Below are 21164 nucleotides of genomic sequence, written 5' to 3' on the forward strand. Positions count from 1 at the left end.
AACTGCCTACACAGGACTTATTGTGTAAGCAGATCCATGTGGGAGCCGGGCTTGCCCGCGATGACGGTGTGTCAGTCAGCACAGATGTTGCCTGTGGCACCGCCATCGCAGGCAAGCCAGCTCCCACACTTGATCCGGTCCGGCCTTAAAATTTTTGTTCGACGCCAGGATCGCCAGGCGCCGAACGGTCCATCAGGCTTGCGTCAGCTTTTTCACAGCACGCTCGAAGCGGTCCAGGCCTTCCTGGATATCGGCGTCTTCCACCACCAGGCTCGGGGCGAAACGCACCACGTCCGGACCGGCTTGCAGGATCATCAAGCCTTCACGCTCGGCGGCGTTGAAGATGTCCTTTGCCTTGCCCTTCCAGGCATCGCTCAGCACGCAGCCGAGCAGCAGGCCCAGGCCCCGCACTTCGGTGAAGATGCCGTATTGCTGGCCGATCTTCTCCAGGCGGGAAACGAACAGGTCATGCTTGGCATTAACACCGGCCAGCACTTGCGGGGTGTTGATCACGTCGATCACCGCTTCCGCCACCGCACACGCCAGCGGGTTGCCGCCGTAGGTGGTGCCGTGGGTGCCGACCACCAGGTGCTTGGCCAAGTCCTCGCGGGTCAGCATGGCTGCGATCGGGAAACCACCGCCCAGGCTCTTGGCGCTGGTGAGGATGTCGGGCACGACGCCGTAATGCTGGTAGGCGAACAGCTCGCCGCTGCGGCCCATGCCGGTTTGCACTTCGTCGAACACCAGCAGCGCGTTGTTCGCGTCGCACAGGTCGCGGGCACCTTGCAGGTATGAAAGTTCAGCCGGCAATACGCCGCCCTCACCCTGGATCGGCTCCAGCACCACGGCGCAGGTCTTGTCCGAAACGGCGGCTTTCAGTGCCTCCAGATCGTTGTAAGGCACGTGGGTGATGCCGACGATTTTCGGACCGAAGCCGTCGGAATACTTCGACTGGCCACCCACGTTCACGGTGAACAGGGTGCGGCCGTGGAAGCTGTTCAGCGCGGCGATGATTTCGTATTTCTCGGTGCCGAAGCGGTCGAACGCGACACGACGGGCCAGCTTGAAAGCGGCCTCGTTGGCTTCAGCGCCGGAGTTGCAGAAGAACACACGCTCGGCAAACGTGGCGTCGATCAGCTTGTGGGCCAGGCGCAGGGCCGGCTCGTTAGTGAAGACGTTGGACACGTGCCACAGCTTGTTGGCCTGTTCGGTCAGTGCACCGACCAGCGCCGGGTGGGCGTGGCCCAATACGTTGACCGCGATGCCGCCGGCAAAGTCGATCAGCTCTCGGCCCGCCTGGTCCCAAACGCGGGAACCTTCGCCACGCACGGGGATGAAAGCGGCAGGTGCGTAGTTGGGAACCATGACCTGGTCGAAATCGGCACGTTGCACCGGGGCTTGCTCAACGGACATCGGAGTCTCCTGAAGAGGAACGCCTGCCTGAAACTGGCGGGCGATGCAGGGATTGTAAGGACAGTTTTCAGCGCGGCCTTGCCGCCAAGCGACAACTTCTTATAGCGCCAACCCGTGATTTTCGCGGGTTTACGCCAATGCGACAAATAGCATCGCAATGGCGCAGTTTAAACCGCCCGGCGTGGTTATGGGCGCCGTTGGCCGTAATTGATTTGGACCGGCGGCTGCGAGCGCCAATGCGCAACTATGTAGCTCCCGGGCAGGCGACTGCTTTGTGAAAGTGTTGATCTCATCCGCGTAAAAGGAAAGGCGCCATGCCTGGCATCGACGATCAACGTTTCTCCCCTGATGTTGCAGAACAGCCCGACAGCCATTATCAACTGCTGGCCCAGGCCACTCCCGAATGGCTGGTGCTCGCCTCTGTGAACCGCCGCGCACGACTCAAGAACGCCACGCCTCATGTCAAGCCCTGGTACAAAACCGCCACCGGCGAGCAGCACCGCCAGTTACGCATGCACACCGCCAGCCACTGGACCGCGCAAAACCAGGTCGAGCAACGCCTGGCATCGCTTCAAGACGTCAACGCGTTCGCCGCCCCCTTGCTGGCCGCAGCCCTGAAAAGCCGGTTCGGGCTCACGCTGGACGTCAGGGCCACATTTTTGCGCTTGTACATCCCCGCCACCATTCCCTGGTTTACGGTTAAAACCGGCGCCGCGCGCACCTGGACCGTTTCGCTGCTGGACGCCGCGCTGCACAACTTCGAGGCCAGCGAGACCCGGCCCGACGCCTTCGAGGCCGCCAGCACGTTCATTACTCAGCCCGATGCACGTGGCCACTTCCAGGTATTGCCCGAGATCAACCGCAGCCTGTCTATCCCCGCGTTTACCCAACTGTGCAGAACCCTGGATATCGGTGCGCAGTACAAAATCTACCTGGAAGAGAACCTGGGCATCACCAATGGCCTGGTCGCGACGGTTCTGCAACGCGAAGTCAGGGCGAGTGAGCGTGCCGCACTGGAGGCCGCGTTAAAGCTGGCCCATATGAAGGGCGACCTGGACGGTTCTATTTATGAGGCGTTGCAGGGCGTGCTTGATGGCCGGCCCGGCATGCAGATGGCGGGCAAGCCTGTGCATTGCCATGACCTGAGCATGATGTCTGCGCGACTGACCGCGATTGTGCTCTTCGCACCCGACCTGGAGCGCCATCTCGCCACGGTGCCGGTGGTGGCCTACGTCCCGGACGACCCGGAACACCCCATCAAGCAATACGCCTCGACGGGCGCTCTGTGTGCCGAACTCACCCGGCAACTGCGCGACAGGGACTATCAACATTTCTTCAGCCGGTTCGTCGCCCACGAAGACCGTGGGTTCTTTTTCGCCAACCTCAACGACCGCCTGAGCAAGATCACCTGGCACCCTCACAACCCTGCCGACCCGCAACCCACCTGGCGCGAAACCCCGCAGGCCCGGCCCAACCTGCAACTGAGTGCGCCGGGGTTTTCCGGTGATTTATTGACGCATGTGTATCAGCAAAAGCTCAACAAGATCCTCAATGACGCCCAAGTCATCGCCGTTTCCACCGCCCGGGTCGACCAGAAAGCGCGCTGGGAGCAGTGGGATTCGTTCCAGAAAATCGCCACAACGCTGCTTGATATCGCCGCGCTGGTGGTTGCTCCGCTGGTGCCAGTACTGGGAGAACTGATGATGGCCTACATGGCCTATCAACTGCTGGATGAAACCTTCGAAGGCATCGTCGACTGGGCGCAAGGCCAAACCACTGAAGCCTTTGAGCACCTGATGGGCATGGTCGAGGCGTTGGTGCAACTGGGTACCTTCGGTGCGGGCGCAGCGATTGTCGCCGGTGAGTTTAGAGCGCTGTTACCGCAACGTACGGTCACCTTCATCGACAGTTTCAAACCGGTTCAGGCTCCCAACGGCAAACCTCTGTACTGGAAGCCTGACCTGAAACCCTATGAGCGCAAAGTCAAGCTCCCCGAACACTCAACCCCCAACAAACAAGGTATCCATCAACACCTGGACCAGGCCGTGATCCGCCTGAACGAGACCCCCTACGTGCTGAATAAATCACCCGGCGATGACGACTTCTCGCTGTTGCATCCGGGCCGCCCCGACGCCTATCAACCCAAAGCCTGGCACAACCAAACCGGCGCCTGGCAAACCGAGCTTGATCACCCCTTGTACTGGGACACAGACACACTGCTGCGTCGGCTGGGGCACACGGCAAGCACCTTCAGCCGCGAGGAACTGGAGCAGATACGACGTGTGAGCAACACCCCTGAAAACGTGCTGCGCCAGGTGCATGTTCAGCGCGAGCCCACCCCCGTGCTGCTGGAGGACACACTCAAGCGCTTCAAGATCGAGCAAGACATTTCGGCCTTCATCGAACAAATGAACAGCGACGATCCGGTGGTGTATAGCAATGCGTCCCCCCTGACTCAACTGCAATTACTCTGCGACAGCGGCATCTGGCCCGAAACCAGAACGCTGCAAGTGGTCGATGCCAGAGGCCAGATACTGTGGCAGTACGCGCCCCGCCAGAACGTCCCACGGGTGCGGATCAGCCAGGCGCAACTCACCAGCGGCGACTTGCCGAGAACCTTGCTTTTGTCATTGGATGAGCCTGAGATCAAGACACTGTTGGGCGAGGCGTTTGGTCAACCGCCCCGAGCGCTTGAGGTGCGCGCCCGCCTACTCAGGAAAAAAATTGCACAGACCGCCGAAGCACAAAAAACCAACCTGTTCGAGTCGCGCTACAGGGCCGCGAACCCACCCGAGCACGGCGCCGCTCAGCGACTGATGGACAGTAAACCCGGGCTCCCGGCCTCGGTAGCCAATGTGCTGCTGGAGCAGGCCAGCGACCTGGAGCGGGCAGAACTTCGCAGCGCAAAAATCCCCAAGCGCCTGGACCAACTGGCCAGCTGGGCACGCCAGGAAACCCGCTTGAACCGCGCCTATGAAGGCCTGTACCTCAACGCCCCGACAAACCTGGACACCCACACCCTGGCCCTGCATTCCCTGCCAGAGTTGCCGGGATGGTCGGGCAATGTTCGCCTGGAAGTGCGTGAACACACCTTCAGCGGCGCCCTGCGCGACAGTATTGGCAACGCCACCGCAAAGGAACGCAAAGTACTGGTGCATGAGGAGGGTCAATATCAGGCCTACGACAACGAAGGCCTGCACCTGCAGGGCGATTCCGATTTTTACACGGCGGTGCTGCAAGCCCTGCCCGACAACGAGCGCAATGCACTCAACCTTCACATCCGGCAAGGTCCACAACTACGCCAAGCCCTCGCCAGGGTGGCCTTGCCCCGTGACCGGCTGCGGCCCAATCTCGAGCGCCACCCCGTCAGACCACCCGCCACCGGTCAAATCCCAAGGCTGCCAGGCGGCCTCAAGGGTTATCCGGAACCCCACCCGCCGATGCCCGCAGTGGGTGCTCCACTGTCTTTGCTCCAGCGCGCACAAGCGCTCTATCCCGCCGACACGCCAGAGCAAAACACACTATTGCTGCAGCGCCTGAATCGTCTCCCGGGCGGTGCATTGCCACAGTTGGAGCAACTGCACGTGGAATACGCACGACTGTCCCGGGATATGGCGGATTGGCGTAGAGACATCCCCCGCACCGATCCACAAACACACGCCCCGCTTTCCGCTGACACCTACGCCTATGAACAGCAAAAACGTGGCGTACTGGCCGAGCAGATCCAACGCTGCTGGCGCCGGGAAACCGAGCCTGCCATGAATGAAGATGGCGAAATTGTCGGCTATAGCCTGGTGTACGAAGAACCCATCATGGGGCAACTGCCCACACTGACAGCCAACTTCGAGCATGTCTCGACACTCGGCTTGATGGGTGATGAAGGCACCTCGGGCGTCCTGGGGTTTATCCAGCACTTTCGCAATCTGCGAACCCTGGAATTGCGCGGCATGCCGCTGGGGGTTTTTCCCGATCAATTGGCGATGATGCCGCACCTGACCGAACTGGTGCTCGACAACTGCAACGTTCAACTGACCGGGCAGAGCCTGGCAGCGCTGTCGTCGATGACGCGCCTGGAATCCCTGGACCTGTTCAACAATCCGCTGGGCAGAGTACCGAGTGTCGAAGCGATGCCCAGCCTCAAGTACCTGGACCTGTCCTCCACCGGGATTGACCAAATCCCGGCCGGCTTACTCACACGCCCCAGGCTTGAAAGTGCAATTCTCAACAACAACCGCATCGCCGAATTGCCCGATGCGATATTCGAACTGTCGGGCGCGATCAGTGAAGGGTTAGACCTGGAGAACAACCCCTTCCCCGAGCCCCTCATCGCGCGTATCAAACAGCATTTCCAGCACACCGGGGAACGCTGGGAAACGACTGCGCCATGGCCAGACATCAACAGCCTCAAAGCACTCTATCCGACCTTCAGCACCCACGAATGCAACCTGTTCATCTTCAACATGCCCGGCAGTCTCGAAGCCGGTCGACTGGAACTGAGCCGCCTGGGCGCCGAGTACGAAAAACTGACAGCAGACCTGCAAGAGTGGCAAATCAGCGTTCCCACGCACCACCCCATCCTGGGCACGGAACTCCCGCAGCAGGTTCGCGCGCAGGAGCAAGTCAAACGCCAGGCGCTCAAGGAATTGCTGGAAGCCTGCTGGCGCCGGGAACTTTCAACGGATGACGCCGACGACGGCCCCACCCTCACCCACGAGCTGAGTTACACCACCACGCTGCTGGGGGATTTCCCCACCGTGACCGCCAATTTTGATCATGTGACACTGCTGTCGCTATACGGCGAAGACGCCACCAGCGGCATCGGCCACTTTCTTGAAAGCTTCCCCAGGCTCAGAAGCCTTTCCATCCAGGGCTACCGGCTGCAACGCATCCCCGAGCAAGTCTTCCGGCTGGCACGCTTGCGTGAACTGATCCTGCCACACGGCGATATACACCTCACTGTTGAGTCGAACAACGCGCTGGCAGACCTGCACCAGCTGACCTATCTGGACTTGAGCGACAATGTGTTGAGCCTCACGCCGCGGCTGGGCAAGATGCAGCAACTGGCGATCCTGGACTTGCAATCCACCGGTATCCAGCAGGTACCACAAGGGCTGTTTTCATTGAGGAACATCGTCGCCGCCGACCTCAGGGACAATGCGATCCGGCATATCGACAGCGGCATCCTGGAAATGCCCGTGCCCAACTTCAACGCAATACTATGGGACGGGAATCCACTGTCGAGGCCAAGCCTGGCCAACCTTCGACGTTATGCACAACGCCACCGCATGGACCTGCCGACCGAGCAATAAAGCCTAGCCGCGTTCGGACGGCACCGACGACAACTCGAACGGGCTGCTGCTGCGGCGCTGGTTACGGTCTTCACGGGGGGTGGCGCCAAAGAAGTTGCGGTAGGCGCTGGAGAAGTGCGGCCCCGAGGAGAAGCCGCACGACAGGCCGATCTGGATGATCGACTTGCTGGTTTGCATGAGCATCTGGCGGGCCTTGTTCAGGCGCAATTCCAGGTAGTACTGGCTGGGAACACGATTGAGGTATTGCTTGAAGATGCGCTCGAGCTGTCGTCGGGACACGCACACATGCTGGGCGATTTCGTCGGTGGTCAGCGGTTCTTCGATGTTGGCTTCCATCAGCAACACGGCCTGGGTCAGCTTTGGATGGCTGGAGCCCAGGCGGTTTTGCAGCGGGATACGCTGGCGCTCGCCGCCTTCGCGGATGCGCTCCACCACCAGTTCCTCCGAGACGGCGCCCGCCAGTTCGGCACCGTGATCACGGGCCAGCACCGCCAGCAGCAGGTCGAGTACCGACATGCCACCGCAGGCGGTCAGGCGGTCACGGTCCCAGTCGAACAGATGGCTGGTGGCGATGACCTTGGGGAAACGCTCGGCGAAATCGTCCTGCCAGCGCCAGTGCACGGCGGCGCGATAACCGTCGAGCAAACCCAGTTGTGCCAACGGGTAAACACCGGCCGACAAACCGCCAATCACGCAACCGGCGCGCACCAGTTGTTTGAGTGCGGTGCTGAGCTGGGACGCGATGACGGTCGGCGGCTCATCCGCCAGCAGGAACAGCTTTTGAAAGCCTTCCAGCTTGCCGGCCCACGGCTCACCCGGCAGTTGCCAGGCGCCGTCGACTGGCGGTTCGGCCTGCAAAAACGAGAGTTCGTACACCACGTCCGGATGCACCCGCTGAGCAACGCGCAAGGCCTCCTCAGCCAGCGCAAGCGTCAGTGCTTTAGTGCTGGGCCAAATCAGGAAACCAATTCGATGGGCAGTCATGGAGTGCTATCCGAAGCGAAAAACAGTAATGAAGACAAAGGCCAATGCTAGCCCGTAAACCAACACAAATCTCAAAACATATAGAGATCTAATGTGGGAGCTGGCTTGCCTGCGATGGCGGCATGTCTGTGCCAGAGAGGCAAACTGACCCACCGCTATCGCAGGCAAGCCAGCTCCCACAGGGGATCGGGGCCAGCCTTAAAGCTGTGAAGCTTGCACTAATTCAGTGCATAAAAGCAGTTCTGTTTACTTCAAGCTGCCGGAAAGAAACTGCTGCAAACGCTCAGACTGCGGGTTAACCAGCACTTCGCGCGGGTTGCCACGTTCTTCGACGATGCCTTTGTGCAGGAACACCAGTTGGTTGGAGACTTCACGGGCGAAGCCCATTTCGTGGGTCACCACCACCATGGTCCGGCCTTCCTGGGCCAGGTCCTGCATCACTTTGAGCACTTCGCCCACCAGTTCCGGGTCGAGGGCCGAGGTGGGCTCGTCAAACAGCATCACCTCAGGTTCCATCGCCAACGCACGGGCAATCGCCACACGCTGCTGCTCGCCACCGGACATGTGGCCGGGGAACGCATCCTTACGATGGCCCACCCCCACTTTAGCCAGGTAGTGCTCGGCCTTTTCCCGGGCGTCTTTTTTCGACATGCCGAGGACGTGCACCGGCGCTTCCATGACGTTTTCCAGCGCCGTCATGTGGGACCACAGGTTGAAATGCTGGAACACCATCGACAGCCGCGAACGCATGCGTTGCAGCTGTTTGGGGTCCGCGGCCTTCATGGCGCCGTCTTTGTTGGCCACCAGTTTCAGCTCTTCGTTGTTGAGCAGAATCTTGCCGGCGTGGGGTTGCTCCAGCAGGTTGATGCAGCGCAAAAAGGTACTTTTGCCCGAACCACTGGACCCGATGATGCTGATCACATCACCGGCCGCGGCGGCCAGGGACACACCTTTGAGCACTTCATGACTGCCATAGCGTTTATGCAGGTCTTGGACTTCAAGTTTGTACATGCGGTCGGTTCTCACAAAAACAGTTGGTCAGTCGTTGAGCAAGCGCCCGTGCCGCAGCGCTTCGCGCCCCGCCACCTTGGCCAGCCAGAAACCCGCTTGGGCATAACGCAGCCGTTCAACGGCAAACAACACCCCAGGCGTGCCCGCGCAAACAATGCTCACGCGGTCGGACAAGGGATCGATCACTTCAAATATCGGGTCGCCGGCTTCCACGACATCCCCGGCTTTACGCAGGTAACTGATCACGCCGGCGTGGGGCGCGAACAACAACTCGGTGCCTTCAAAGGGCAGGCCTTCGCAGGGTTCGTGTTGCGGCGCGGGCCATTCACCACGGATCAGGCCTTGCTCGGCGAGGAACGCCAGAATGCCTTCGGCGTGGAAAATCGCTTCGTCACGGCCGGTGTCGGCCTGGCCGCCCAGCTCCAGGGTCGTCGCCAGGCACGCCAGTGGAATCTGCGCCTCGGGAAACGCCCGGGACAAGCGCAACCACGGCAGCGAACAGGCTTCGTCAAACGAACTGCCGCCGGAATCTTCCGCCAGCAGGCCGACCTTCACATTCAAATGCGCCGACAGCGATCGCCACTGCGGCCAGTGCTGCGGCAGCGCGTACATGTGCAGCGCGGCCTCGGCATCGCAATGCAAGTCGAGGACGACGTCGGCGGTGCACGCATGGCTCAGTAAAACCCGCTGCATGCCTTGCAACTGGCTACTGGGCGCCGGCAGGGCGTTGAGCGCATCGGTCATGGCCTGGCGGATCATCCGGACGTTGGCGTGCGGGTCATCGCCCAAGCGGTCCTGGAGCAACGCGGCAACCGGCTCGCTCAACTCAACGAAATCCCGGTTGAAATTCTTGCCGCTGCCGATCTCGAAACGGCCCTGGTGGCTGCCTTGCAGCAACTGCCCCAGGCCCATCGGATTGGCCACCGGCACCAGCTCGATCACGCCGTTAAGAGCGCCTTGCTGTTCCAGTTCGGCCAGGCGCTTCTTCAGCTCCCAGGCGGCACGCATGCCGGGCAATTCATCGGCGTGCAGGCTGGCCTGGATAAAGGCCTTGCGCTCGCCGCTGCCGAAACGGAACACCGTCAGCTGGCGTTCGCAGCCCAGGTGACCCCAGGGCAACAGGTGATCGATACGTTCCATATCAATGCTTCCGTGGAGCCAGGTAGCTCAGCCAGCGGCCTTCGGCCAACTTGAACAGGCGCACCAGGATGAAGGTCAGGCACAGGTAGAACGCGCCGGCGGTGATATAGGCTTCGAACGGCAAGTAGTACTGGGCGTTCACCGTGCGCGCGGCACCGGTGATGTCGATCAGGGTGACGATGGAGGCCAGGCTGGTGGTCTGGAGCATCATTATCACTTCGTTGCTGTATTGCGGCAGCGCGCGGCGCAGGGCCGATGGCAGCAGGATCCGGCGGTACAGCTTGTAGCGCGACATGCCCATCGCCTTGGCCGCTTCGATCTCGCCATGGGGCGTGGCCTTGAGGCTGCCGGCGATGATTTCGGCGGTGTAGGCGCTGGTGTTTACGGCGAACGCCAGGCACGCGCAGAAGGTCGCGCTGGACAGCAGCGGCCACAGGAAGCTTTCACGCACCGCTTCAAACTGGGCCAGGCCGTAGTAGATCAAGAACAGCTGCACCAGCATCGGCGTGCCACGAATCACGTAGGTGTACAGCCAGGCCACGCCGTTGACGATTGGTTGCTTGGACACGCGCATCAGGCCCAGGGGCAAGGCCGCGAGCAAGCCGAAGAACAGCGAAATGGCCAGCAGTTTCAGGGTGGTCAGCAAGCCGCCGAGGTACAGCGGCATGGCCTCCCAGATGACGTTGTAGTCGAAGATCATAGATCAGCCGCCTTTACGCCTACCGAGTAGCGCTTCTCAAGATGACGCAGGGCCAGCAACGACACGCTGGTGATCACCAGGTACATCGCCGCCACTGCGAGGAAGAAGGTAAAAGGTTCGCGGGTGGCGTCTGCCGCCTGCTTGGCCTTGAACATCATGTCTTGCAGGCCCACCACCGAAATCAGTGCGGTGGCCTTGGTCAGTACCAGCCAGTTGTTGGTAAACCCGGGGATCGCCAGCCGAATCATCTGCGGCACCATCACCCGGAAAAACACCTGGAAGGGGCTCATGCCATAAGCAAGGCCGGCTTCGGCCTGGCCCTTGGGAATGGCCATGAAGGCGCCACGGAAGGTTTCCGAGAGATAGGCGCCAAAGATGAAACCCAGGGTGCCGATGCCGGCGGCCAAGGGGTTCAAGTCAATGTAGTCGTTGTAGCCGAGCAGCGGCGCAACGCGGTTAAGCAGGTCCTGACCGCCGTAGAAAATCAGCAGGATCAGCACCAGGTCGGGGATCCCGCGGATCACCGTGGAGTACAGGTCGCCCAGCCAGGCCAACCAGCGCACCGGCGACAGGCGTAACGCGACCCCGATCAGACCCAGAACAATGGCCAGGGCCATGGACGACAAGGCGAGCTGAAGCGTCAACCATGCGCCATCGAGGATGACAGCCCCGTAGCCTTTCAACATGATTCAGGTCCTCGAAAAGGGGGATGAAAAAATGGCGCAAACTTCAGAGACCCTGTTGCTTGCGCCATTCTGGACAGACAGCTGCGACGGTTTACTTGGCTTCTGGGCCGTAAATGTCGAAGTTGAAGTACTTGTCCTGGATTGCCTTGTATTTGCCGTTGGCACGGATCGCGGCGATAGCAGCGTTGATGCGGTCCAGGTTTTCCTTGTCGCCTTTACGCACGGCGATGCCGATGCCGTCGCCGAAGTATTTGGCGTCGGTGAAGGCCGGGCCGATGAACGCGTAGCCTTTACCGGCTGGCGTGTCGAGGAAACCTTCCTGCAACAGGGTGGCGTCGGCCACGGTGCCGTCGAGACGACCGGCTTCTACGTCCAGGTAGATTTCGTTCTGCGAGCTGTAAGGCACCACGGTGGCGCCTTTCGGAGCCAGGACTTCCTTGGCGAAACGGTCGTGGATCGAACCGCGCTGTACGCCGATCTTCTTGCCTTTCAGCTCATCCAGGCTGTCGCTGACAACGGTACCTTCCTTCAACACCAGGCGCGCCGGGGTCAGGTAGTAACGGTTGGTGAAGTCCACGGACTTCTTGCGATCTTCAGTGATGGACATCGAGGACAGGATGGCGTCGATCTTGCGCACTTTCAGCGCCGGGATCAGGCCGTCGAATTCCTGCTCGACCCAGGTGCACTTGACCTTCATCTCTTCGCACAGGGCGTTGCCGATGTCGTAGTCAAAACCGACGATGCTGCCGTCCGGTGCCTTGGAGGCAAACGGAGGGTAAGCCGCTTCAATACCAATCTTCAGGGGCTTGCCTTCGGCGAAAGCCTGCATGGACAGCACGGACAGCGCCAGGGCGCCCAACAGCACGAGTTTCTTCATCTTGGGACTCCATCGGTATAGGGCAAAACAGCAGTATGAGCCAGAGCCCACGATGCGACTGAGTGAAACCGAATAGCGTTGCTGCGTCCTGCGCCAGTTCAACATCGGCGACGACGAGCGAGTGATCGGCATTCTAACGACAGGCCGGAAGCCGATATTTCCTCAATGCGACAACAATTTACAGAAGCACCGAGAAAGCGGTTCCAGCACATTGACAGCCTCTGGATTTTATGCAGAGGCAAAAGATATTAAACCTGTTAACGCTGCAAATTGCGGGCCTATTATTCGCAAACCCTTCTAGCACGGCAAGTGTAGCGTTTGATCTAATTTTTCAGGGCGTCTAAAACGCGGGTTTTCGGGGCACGGGCGTAGCACTTTGCCTCATGTTTGGGCGCGGGGTTACACATTTACGGGATTCGGTAACATTCAGAAACTTCCTACAATGAAAACCGATATTTATTGGTGTGGGAGTTGAAACGCGATCCACTATGGGAGCTGGCTTGCCTGCGATGGCGGTGGGCCAGCCAACACAGTGGGGTCTGATACGCCGCCATCGCAGGCAAGCCAGCTCCCACATTAATGCGGTCTTGGCAGTGGCATTTGCCGCTCCTCACAAAAAAGCCCCATCCGGCTCACACCGAATGGGGCTCTGCCCTACAACCCCGCCTTACGCGACGTTCATGGTCTTGTGCGTCTCGATCAAATGCGCCACCACACTCGGGTCCGCCAGGGTGGAGATATCCCCCAACCCGTCGTACTCAGCCGTCGCAATCTTGCGCAGGATCCGGCGCATGATTTTCCCCGAACGGGTCTTCGGCAAGCCCGGCGCCCACTGGATCACATCCGGTGAAGCAATCGGCCCGATCTCTTTACGCACCCAGTTTTTCAGCTCCAGACGCAGCGCTTCATTCGGCTCTTCGCCGTTTTTCAGCGTCACATACACATAGATGCCCTGGCCTTTGATGTCGTGCGGCACACCCACCACCGCCGCTTCCGCGACTTTCGGGTGGGCAACCATCGCGCTTTCAATCTCGGCGGTCCCCATGCGGTGGCCAGACACGTTAAGCACGTCGTCCACCCGGCCGGTGATCCAGTAGTAGCCATCCTCGTCACGGCGTGCACCGTCACCGGTGAAGTACATGCCACGGAAGGTCTTGAAGTAGGTGTCCACAAACCGGTCATGGTCGCCATACAGCGTACGTGCCTGGCCCGGCCACGAATCGAGAATCACCAGGTTGCCCTCGGCCACGCCTTCGATCAGGTTACCCAGGTTGTCCACCAGTGCCGGCACCACGCCAAAGAACGGCCGTGCCGCCGAACCCGGCTTGAGCGCATGGGCGCCCGGCAACGGGCTCATCATGTTGCCGCCGGTTTCGGTTTGCCACCAGGTGTCGACGATCGGGCAGCGGGATTGGCCGACGTTCTTGTAGTACCAGTCCCACGCTTCCGGGTTAATCGGCTCACCCACCGAACCCAACAGGCGCAAGCTGCTGCCATCGGCGCCTTCCACGGCGGCCTTGCCGGACGCCATCATGGCGCGGATCGCGGTCGGTGCGGTGTAGAGGATGTTGACCTGGTGCTTGTCGACGATCTTCGCCACCCGGGTGATGTCCGGGTAGTTCGGCACGCCTTCGAACATCAGCGTGGTCGCGCCGTTGGCCAGTGGGCCATAGACGATATAGGTGTGGCCGGTGACCCAGCCGACGTCGGCGGTGCACCAGTAGATTTCGCCCGGGCGGTAGTCGAACACGCGCTCGTGGGTCAGGGCTGCATACAACAGGTAGCCGCCGGTGGTGTGCTGCACGCCCTTCGGCTTGCCGGTGGAACCCGAGGTGTAAAGGATGAACAGTGCTTCTTCGGCGCCCATCTCTTTCGGCGCGCACACGGTGCCCGCCACTTTCATCAGGTCTTCGTACCAGATGTCGCGATGCTGGTTCCACTTGATGTTGCCGCCGGTGCGCTTGCACACGATGACTTTCTGGATGCTGCTGGTTTCCGGGTTGGTCAGGGCGTCGTCGACGTTGGCCTTCAGGGAAATTTTCTTGCCGGCACGGATGCCTTCGTCGGCGGTGATCACCACCTTGGATTTGCAGTCGATGATCCGACCGGCCAGGGCTTCTGGCGAGAACCCGCCAAACACCACCGAGTGAATCGCACCGATCCGGGCACAGGCCAGCATGGCGACCGCAGCTTCGGGAATCATCGGCATATAGATAGTCACCACGTCGCCGCGGTGCACATCCTGGCCGCGCAGGGCGTTGGCGAACTTGCAGACTTCTTCATGCAGCTCGCGGTAGGTGATGGTGCGGCTTTCGGCAGGGTCGTCGCCTTCCCAGATGATTGCGGGCTGGTCGCCACGCTCGGCGAGATGACGGTCCAGACAGTTGTAGGAAACGTTGAGGGTGCCGTCGGCAAACCACTTGATGTCGACATGGTGATCGTCGAAGGAGGTCTGCTTCACCGTGGTGAAAGGCTTGATCCAGTCAAGGCGCTTGGCTTGCTCGCGCCAGAAACCGTCGGGGTTGACCACCGACTGCTGGTACATGGCCTTGTAGGTCGCCTCATCGGTCAGCGTGTTGGCTGCTACTTCGGGGCGAACGGGGTACAGAGAAGCCGCACTCATCTTTCTTACCTCGGTGACATAGTTGTTGTTGTATGGCCCTGTTGTAGCCGGGCCGGGCCTATAGAACCATTCGACGATGGTAGTAACAAGCCCCTACAAATTGCCCACCTATACCCCGGCGGCGCTCTGGCCCGCGGCCTGTGGCGCTTTGCAGGTTTCTGAAAAAACCTTCATCTCGGGATTGTTACAAAAACCACCAATAGTGTTTATCAAAAGCACGGGTATATGAATTAAACCCGTGCGCCTAAAATCAACCACGCCATCAAGGCACTGTGATTAACAACGTAACAGCCCCCACGAAGGCAACGTTAATCCGAACTTCCCAATTAAGTTACACACGTGGCCTCAGAAGGGCCCCGTGACCCCTTTCGACCGCCAAAAGGTAAATAGTAAAATGAAAGCGTTATTAGTTATGGCCCTTAGCAGCTTGTGCGCCACCGCCGCCCTGGCCGACGAAGCCCCGACTGACGTAGCCAGCCAGAGCACTCCGATTGTTGAGGATTACACTTACAGCACCCACTTGGATGTCGCCAAAGTTTTGTCGATGAGCAATGTTCCGGATGTATGCGAAGTTGTACCGGTAAAAATGGAATATGAAGACTCACAAGGTCAGCGTCATATTCTTCAATATCAGGTCATGGGTAACGGTTGCTCTAACGGCTGATAACTTCGTTAGTTGCCATTGACTCAGATCTTATTCGCCGCAAGAAATCGTTCTTGCGGCAAAGAGCCGGCTTCTCCCCCCCACCGCTTGAATCGAATGCTACGATTGTGGCGCCGCCACCTCACCTGCACGGCAGGATGCATTCATGCGAGCCAGTTTCGAAAAAATCCCAACCGAGGCGAACACCTCCTGGACCCTGCTGAACAGGCGTCTACCGGAGGCGATTCCGTTTGAATGGCACCACCATCCCGAATACGAACTGACCCTCACCCTCAACAGCCGCGGGCACCGCTATATCAGCAACGATGTGGCGCTGTACGATGATGGCGACCTGGTGCTGGTGGGCCCGAACGTGCCCCACAGCTGGTCCTCCGCCGAGCTGATCGACCCCGCCACACCGCACATTGCCCTGGTTATCTGGTTTTCGGAGGCTTGGGCAGAGTCGCTGGTGCAGCTGTTTCCGGAGATGGTATCGACGCGCGCACTGTTGGCTGCAGCGCGGCAGGCACTGAGCTTCAGTGACGCCACGTCCCGGGCACTGCGGCCGGTGATCGAAGCCATGGTCGAGCAAGACGCCTCCCAGCGGCTGATCTCGTTGCTCACCGTGCTCAACACATTGTCCCGGGACATCGCCGCGCAGCCTATTGCGATAGAAGTTGCGACGCCTCACATCACGGAAGACGCACGCATCCGCCGCGTCCTGGACCACTTGCACGGCCACTATGCGCAACCTGTAGGCATTCCCGAATTGGCGCAAATGGCCTGCGTCAGCGTCTCCGCCTTCCACCGAATGTTCCGCAAACACACACGCTGCACGGCGCTGGACTACATCGTTCGGCTGCGTATCGGACACGCCTGCGCGCTGTTGATGCAGGGCAACCTGGCGGTCAGCGCGATTTCCGAACAGGTGGGCTATGCCTCCCAGGCGTTGTTCAATCGGCAGTTCAAGGCGCACAAGGGCATGACGCCTTCACAATTTCGGGTTCAGCACGGCCATCACTTTCAATAAGCGGATTCTTCTACACGCCTTACAACAAACGCCAGAATCGTACTGCTCAACGCTCCAAATCAGGCTGCCGCCCGAGCAGGCCGGAGTGATTCCATACCTGTATGCACAACAACAATACAGGTCACCCCATGAGCAACTACCACGCCTTCGAATGTGCCGAGCTACCGGACGACTACAAGCGCAGCATCGTCGCGATGAAAAAGGCATTGCGCGCGCAAATCGGCGATGTGCCCGCGCTGTTTGCCGAGGTCAGCGAGTTTATCTGCGGTGAAATCGCCTCGATCAGGGCTACGACCGCCTGGCCCGAGCTCGACTTTGAGACCATCGCCAACGGCCGGGTCACCGAAGAACAACGAGCCCTCATCAAACGCCGGGGCTGCCTGGTGATCCGCAACCACTTCCCCCGCCAGCAGGTGCTCGGGTGGGACAAAAGCCTGCTGGACTACCTCGACCACAACCATTTCGACGAGGTGTACCGCGGCCCGGCCGACAACTTCTTCGGCAACCTCGAAGCCTCACGCCCGGAAATATTCCCCATTTATTGGTCCGACGCCCAGATGCAGGTGCGCCAACACGAACGCATGGGCGCCGCACAGTCATTCCTCAACCGCCTGTGGACCATCAACTCCCAGGGCCGGCAATGGTTCGACCCGGACGTCAACGCGCTGTACCCCGACCGCGTGCGCCGCCGCCCACCCGGCACCACCTCCAAAGGGCTTGGCCCGCACACCGATTCCGGCGCGCTGGAACGCTGGCTGCACCCCGCCTACCTCAAGGTGTTCGACAAGATCTACCGCAACGACTTCAAGGCGTACGACCCCTGGGACGCCGCACATCGCACCGAAGTCGATGAATACGCCTACAAGGACACGGTGAAATGCTCGGCCTTCCGTACCTTCCAGGGCTGGACCGCGCTGTGCGACATGCAGGCCGACCAGGGCGTGCTGCATACCTTGCCGAGCCCCAAGGCCATGGCCTACCTGCTGCTGCGGCCGTTGCTGGACGACGTCCCCGAAGATGAGCTGTGCGGTGTTGCACCGGGCAAAGTGCTGCCGATTTCAGAGAAATGGCACCCGCTGCTGGTCCAGGGCATGACCCCGATTCCGGATGTGCAGGCCGGCGATTCAGTGTGGTGGCACTGCGACGTGATCCACAGCGTCGCCCCAGTCGAAAACCAGCAGGGTTGGGGCAACGTAATGTACGTGCCCGCCGCGCCCATGTGCCCGAAAAACCAGCGGTACGCCAAGGATGTGCTCCGGGCGTTCGAGCAAGGGGTTTCGCCGGATGACTTTGCCCGGGAGGACTACGAGAAAGACTGGAAAGACCGCTTTATGGCACCACAACTGAATGCCCTCGGCCGTAAAGGGCTGGGGCTGGAATAAACACCGCTCCGGCGCATCGAAACAAACGCCTACCGCCCGTCAAAAAATTCCAAGCCAGGCAAAGCCTTGTAAACCCGGACCTTGGCTGCAAACACCACCATTTTGGCCGCTCACCGAGACCATCCGCCGCAACACAAAGCCGAATTTTTCCCTATAATGCGCGGGTAAATCGGGCCTGCAATATCCCTTTACACTGGGATGAAGAGCCAGACCTGAGGCCCCCGCTGGAGCTCGCAAGCACTGCTCCGCCCCTCAAGCCTCAAGCAGAACACCCGTAACCCTGATTCCGTTTAATGCGTGCGCTAGCTGCAACAAACGATTCCTTAAGATCCACCGCGGCCTTTGGGCCGTGTGAACACCCAACCATCCGGTTTCACACGGGCACCTTAGAGCCCTCACGCAGGAGACGACACGTCATGCTGAGCTGGGACGAGTTCGACAAAGAAGAAGACGGCGAAGTAGTTGCCAAAGGCGCCAACGCCGGCCACGCCACCGAAGCCAACATGGACCGCCTCGACGGTGCCGGCGCTGCTGCCGCCATCGAAGCCCGCGCCGTCACCGCCGCTGACTCCGCCGCCATCGTGCGCGCCAAGGCCGCCCTCGACAAACTCGACGTCGCCGAAGGCCTCGCTGAGCTCGAAGGCTCCGCCGCCCGCGTCGCCGTTGACGAAAAGCGCATGATCAACTGCCGCGCCGACCTCAACCAACTCGTGCCGTTCAAGTACGACTGGGCCTGGCAGAAATACCTCGACGGCTGCGCCAACCACTGGATGCCGCAAGAGGTCAACATGACCGCCGACATCGCCCTGTGGAAAAACCCCGAAGGCCTGACCGACGACGAGCGTCGCATCGTCATGCGGAACCTCGGCTTCTTCTCCACTGCGGATTCGTTGGTCGCGAACAACCTGGTCCTGGCCGTGTACCGCCTGATCACCAACCCGGAGTGCCGCCAGTACATCCTGCGCCAGGCCTTCGAAGAAGCGATCCACACCCACGCCTACCAGTACTGCATCGAATCGTTGGCCATGGATGAAGGCGAGATCTTCAACATGTACCACGAGATTCCGTCGGTCGCCAAAAAGGCCGCCTGGGGCTTGAAGTACACCCGCTCGATCTCCGATCCGAAGTTCGAAACCGGCACCGTCGAGACCGACAAAGAGCTGCTGCGTAACCTGGTCGCCTACTACTGCGTCCTGGAAGGCATCTTCTTCTACTGCGGCTTCACCCAGATCCTGTCCATGGGCCGTCGCAACAAAATGACCGGCGTGGCCGAGCAGTTCCAGTACATCCTGCGCGATGAGTCGATGCACCTGAACTTCGGTATCGATGTGATCAACCAGATCAAAATCGAAAACCCGCACCTGTGGGATGCCGAGATGAAGGAAGAAGCGACCCAGATGATCCTGCAAGGGACTCAGCTGGAGATTGAATACGCGCGTGACACCATGCCACGCGGTGTACTCGGCATGAATGCGGCGATGATGGAGGACTACCTCAAGTTCATCGCGAATCGTCGTTTGTCGCAGATTGGGTTGAAGGAAGAGTATCCAGGGACGACGAATCCGTTCCCTTGGATGAGCGAGATCATGGACTTGAAGAAAGAGAAGAACTTCTTCGAGACCCGTGTGATCGAGTACCAGACTGGTGGTGCGCTGAGCTGGGATTGATTCCTAAGCTAACTAAAAAGCCCTGACTTGATCAGGGCTTTTTTGTATTTGCAGAAGGCCAAATCCGACAGGCAGGTAGGAAATTTCGTGGACGCGTTAGTGGCCACTCAGTATCGTCCGAAGGTTTTCTACCTTTGGCGACTGCATGGATATCACAAAAGATAAAACGGACTGGGACGACGCGGAGTTAGCCGCAGCGGTAGAGGCTTACTTGAAAATGTTGGCCTGGGAAAAAAGCGGCCAACGTTTTAACAAAGCCTATGAGAACCGCTTGCTACGTCAGGGACCAATCGCAGGCCGCACAGAAGGCTCTATCGAATTTCGTATGCAGAATATTTCTGCGGTTCTGGTCCAAATGGGCCTGGACCGGATCAAGGGATACAAACCTGCAAAGAACGTGGGCTCGGGAGTAGAACAACAGATTCGCAAAGTTCTCACCGCCTTTCGTATATTTGAATCAGATGAAACAGCCCAAACTGCAGATGAGCAAACCCTCGTCCGCCGAGCCTCCAAGCTACTGCAGCGGCCAATCGATAAGGTGCCGGAAGGAATTGCGAAGCCACAGAAAGTGTCCGTTGTCGGTACCGCTTATGTTCGCGATCCCAAATTACGCGCCTGGGTACTGAAAGAAGCCAATGGCATCTGCGAAGGCTGCGGCTCGAACGCGCCTTTCGAAGTCGACGGCCAGCCATTTCTTGAAGTACATCACGTCAAGCACCTCGCCCAGAAGGGTTCGGATCGCATCACCAATGCTGTAGCCTTGTGCCCCAATTGCCATCAGCGGTGTCACCGGTCGAGCGACCGGGATGTTTTCACCAAAGGGCTTTACTCCAAAATCAACAGATTGATACCGGAGTAAACTCTTGCTGTCAGAGCAGATGCACCTTCCAAAAAATAGTAGATAGGACCGAGACCCGCCCGTGAACCCAGACATGCTCGAATCCGGCCCCTTGGATGCCAAAGTACTTTCCGTCTTTGACTTCGACGGCACCCTGACCCACCACGACAGTTTCGTGCCGTTCCTGAAGTTCGCCTTTGGTAAAGGTGAGTTCATCCGCAGGATGGTGAAGCTGGCGGTGCCTGGCGCGCAATTCCTGTTGCGCGTCATCAGCCGTGATGAGCTCAAGGCGCAGTTGATCCGCACCTTTATGACCGGCGTGGATAAGGCGTGGGTTCAGCAGAAAGCTGAGGAATACTGCCAGGCGTATTGGAACAAGTTGATGCGCCCAACCGGGCTGCAATCGGTGGCCGATGAGGTGAAGTCCGGAGCGGTGGTGACGTTGTGTTCGGCGTCGCCGGCGTTGGTGTTGCAGCCGTTTGCGGATCGGCTTGGGATCAGGTTGATTGGCACTGAGCTTGAGGTGGTTGACGGGGTGTTGACCGGCAAGCTCACGGGGAATAATTGCCGGTGTGAGAATAAGGTGCTTCGGCTTGAGGCGGTTTATGGGGATCTGGGGGAGTATCGGCTCAGGGCCTGGGGTGATACGCGCGGGGATCGGGAGTTGTTGGCGGCGGCGCAGGATGCGCATTTTCGGCATTTTCATGCGAAGAAAAAGCGGGCCAGGTTGCAGCGGTGATGCGGGTGGATGGGGTCTGCGGGTAGACCGAGTTGATCCCATCGCAGCCTCGCTGGGGCTCGACAGCTCCCACAGAATTCAGTTGCCGATAGGCCTTCTTCAACCTCCCTGGTGCCTATCAG

At 59.7% G+C, this 21164-nt stretch carries 15 protein-coding genes; 7 read left to right on the plus strand and 8 right to left on the minus strand.

The genetic code is table 11. From position 1 onward, the window contains the following. Positions 1-192 precede the first annotated feature (192 nt). A complete protein-coding gene (locus HKK54_RS02235; RefSeq protein WP_169386037.1) occupies positions 193-1413 on the minus strand; it encodes an aspartate aminotransferase family protein in 1221 nt (406 codons plus the stop codon). A gap of 314 nt (positions 1414-1727) precedes the next feature. On the opposite strand from HKK54_RS02235, the gene HKK54_RS02240 reads away from it, so the two are divergent. Next, positions 1728-6722 carry a dermonecrotic toxin domain-containing protein gene (locus HKK54_RS02240; RefSeq protein WP_169386038.1) on the plus strand — a complete coding sequence of 1665 codons (4995 nt, stop codon included), beginning with the start codon at positions 1728-1730 and terminating at the stop codon, positions 6720-6722. 3 nt (positions 6723-6725) lie between these two features. Here HKK54_RS02240 and HKK54_RS02245 read toward each other — a convergent pair whose 3' ends face one another. The 7 genes from HKK54_RS02245 to acs all read right to left on the minus strand — a co-directional run bounded on the left by HKK54_RS02245 (position 6726) and on the right by acs (position 14743). Then, a complete protein-coding gene (locus HKK54_RS02245; RefSeq protein WP_010165624.1) occupies positions 6726-7706 on the minus strand; it encodes a GlxA family transcriptional regulator in 981 nt (326 codons plus the stop codon). 246 nt (positions 7707-7952) lie between these two features. Next, positions 7953-8717 (minus strand): ABC transporter ATP-binding protein, encoded by a 765-nt coding sequence (locus HKK54_RS02250; RefSeq protein WP_003214336.1) that lies wholly within the window; start codon positions 8715-8717, stop codon positions 7953-7955. A 27-nt stretch (positions 8718-8744) separates the two neighbouring features. Then, complete coding sequence (locus HKK54_RS02255; RefSeq protein WP_169386039.1) at positions 8745-9857, minus strand: succinylglutamate desuccinylase/aspartoacylase family protein; 1113 nt, start codon at positions 9855-9857, stop codon at positions 8745-8747. A gap of 1 nt (position 9858) precedes the next feature. Beyond that, positions 9859-10557, minus strand: a complete 699-nt coding sequence (locus tag HKK54_RS02260; RefSeq protein WP_010165618.1) for an ABC transporter permease — start codon at positions 10555-10557, stop codon at positions 9859-9861. Next, entirely contained in the window at positions 10554-11243 is a 690-nt protein-coding gene (locus HKK54_RS02265) for an ABC transporter permease (RefSeq protein WP_003214341.1), read from the minus strand. The genes HKK54_RS02260 and HKK54_RS02265 overlap by 4 nt, the downstream gene beginning before the upstream one ends. A 91-nt stretch (positions 11244-11334) precedes the next feature. Beyond that, positions 11335-12120 carry an ABC transporter substrate-binding protein gene (locus tag HKK54_RS02270; RefSeq protein ID WP_010165608.1) on the minus strand — a complete coding sequence of 262 codons (786 nt, stop codon included), beginning with the start codon at positions 12118-12120 and terminating at the stop codon, positions 11335-11337. A gap of 667 nt (positions 12121-12787) precedes the next feature. Further along, positions 12788-14743 (minus strand): acetate--CoA ligase, encoded by a 1956-nt coding sequence (acs, locus tag HKK54_RS02275; protein WP_169386040.1) that lies wholly within the window; start codon positions 14741-14743, stop codon positions 12788-12790. 394 nt (positions 14744-15137) lie between these two features. On the opposite strand from acs, the gene HKK54_RS02280 reads away from it, so the two are divergent. The 6 genes from HKK54_RS02280 (at position 15138) to HKK54_RS02305 (ending at position 21042) form a co-directional block, all read left to right on the plus strand. Continuing rightward, the gene (locus HKK54_RS02280) at positions 15138-15407 is read left to right on the plus strand and encodes a DUF2790 domain-containing protein (RefSeq protein WP_010165605.1); all 270 of its coding nucleotides are present in this window, start codon (positions 15138-15140) and stop codon (positions 15405-15407) included. A gap of 145 nt (positions 15408-15552) precedes the next feature. Beyond that, entirely contained in the window at positions 15553-16416 is an 864-nt protein-coding gene (locus HKK54_RS02285) for a helix-turn-helix domain-containing protein (protein WP_169386041.1), read from the plus strand. Between the two features lie 128 nt (positions 16417-16544). Further along, entirely contained in the window at positions 16545-17798 is a 1254-nt protein-coding gene (locus tag HKK54_RS02290; protein ID WP_169386042.1) for a DUF1479 domain-containing protein, read from the plus strand. 416 nt (positions 17799-18214) lie between these two features. Beyond that, positions 18215-19465 (plus strand): ribonucleotide-diphosphate reductase subunit beta, encoded by a 1251-nt coding sequence (locus HKK54_RS02295; protein WP_023659243.1) that lies wholly within the window; start codon positions 18215-18217, stop codon positions 19463-19465. Positions 19466-19610: 145 nt separating this feature from the next. After that, entirely contained in the window at positions 19611-20324 is a 714-nt protein-coding gene (locus HKK54_RS02300) for an HNH endonuclease (RefSeq protein WP_169386043.1), read from the plus strand. 73 nt (positions 20325-20397) lie between these two features. Then, positions 20398-21042, plus strand: coding sequence for an HAD-IB family hydrolase (locus HKK54_RS02305; RefSeq protein WP_169386044.1), 645 nt, complete (start codon positions 20398-20400; stop codon positions 21040-21042). Positions 21043-21164: the final 122 nt, after the last annotated feature.

Origin of the sequence: Pseudomonas sp. ADAK13 (assembly GCF_012935715.1) — a bacterium.
GTDB lineage: Bacteria > Pseudomonadota > Gammaproteobacteria > Pseudomonadales > Pseudomonadaceae > Aquipseudomonas.

Bases quoted from the DNA above. Each gene is read 5' to 3' on its own strand.
- HKK54_RS02295 (WP_023659243.1), top strand. From the start codon at position 18,215: ATGCTGAGCTGGGACGAGTTCGACAAAGAAGAAGACGGCGAAGTAGTT.
- HKK54_RS02285 (WP_169386041.1), top strand. From the start codon at position 15,553: ATGCGAGCCAGTTTCGAAAAAATCCCAACCGAGGCGAACACCTCCTGG.
- HKK54_RS02250 (WP_003214336.1), bottom strand. From the start codon at position 8,717: ATGTACAAACTTGAAGTCCAAGACCTGCATAAACGCTATGGCAGTCAT.
- HKK54_RS02290 (WP_169386042.1), top strand. From the start codon at position 16,545: ATGAGCAACTACCACGCCTTCGAATGTGCCGAGCTACCGGACGACTAC.
- HKK54_RS02235 (WP_169386037.1), bottom strand. From the start codon at position 1,413: ATGTCCGTTGAGCAAGCCCCGGTGCAACGTGCCGATTTCGACCAGGTC.
- acs (WP_169386040.1), bottom strand. From the start codon at position 14,743: ATGAGTGCGGCTTCTCTGTACCCCGTTCGCCCCGAAGTAGCAGCCAAC.
- HKK54_RS02300 (WP_169386043.1), top strand. From the start codon at position 19,611: ATGGATATCACAAAAGATAAAACGGACTGGGACGACGCGGAGTTAGCC.
- HKK54_RS02270 (WP_010165608.1), bottom strand. From the start codon at position 12,120: ATGAAGAAACTCGTGCTGTTGGGCGCCCTGGCGCTGTCCGTGCTGTCC.
- HKK54_RS02280 (WP_010165605.1), top strand. From the start codon at position 15,138: ATGAAAGCGTTATTAGTTATGGCCCTTAGCAGCTTGTGCGCCACCGCC.
- HKK54_RS02305 (WP_169386044.1), top strand. From the start codon at position 20,398: ATGCTCGAATCCGGCCCCTTGGATGCCAAAGTACTTTCCGTCTTTGAC.
- HKK54_RS02260 (WP_010165618.1), bottom strand. From the start codon at position 10,557: ATGATCTTCGACTACAACGTCATCTGGGAGGCCATGCCGCTGTACCTC.
- HKK54_RS02265 (WP_003214341.1), bottom strand. From the start codon at position 11,243: ATGTTGAAAGGCTACGGGGCTGTCATCCTCGATGGCGCATGGTTGACG.
- HKK54_RS02245 (WP_010165624.1), bottom strand. From the start codon at position 7,706: ATGACTGCCCATCGAATTGGTTTCCTGATTTGGCCCAGCACTAAAGCA.
- HKK54_RS02240 (WP_169386038.1), top strand. From the start codon at position 1,728: ATGCCTGGCATCGACGATCAACGTTTCTCCCCTGATGTTGCAGAACAG.
- HKK54_RS02255 (WP_169386039.1), bottom strand. From the start codon at position 9,857: ATGGAACGTATCGATCACCTGTTGCCCTGGGGTCACCTGGGCTGCGAA.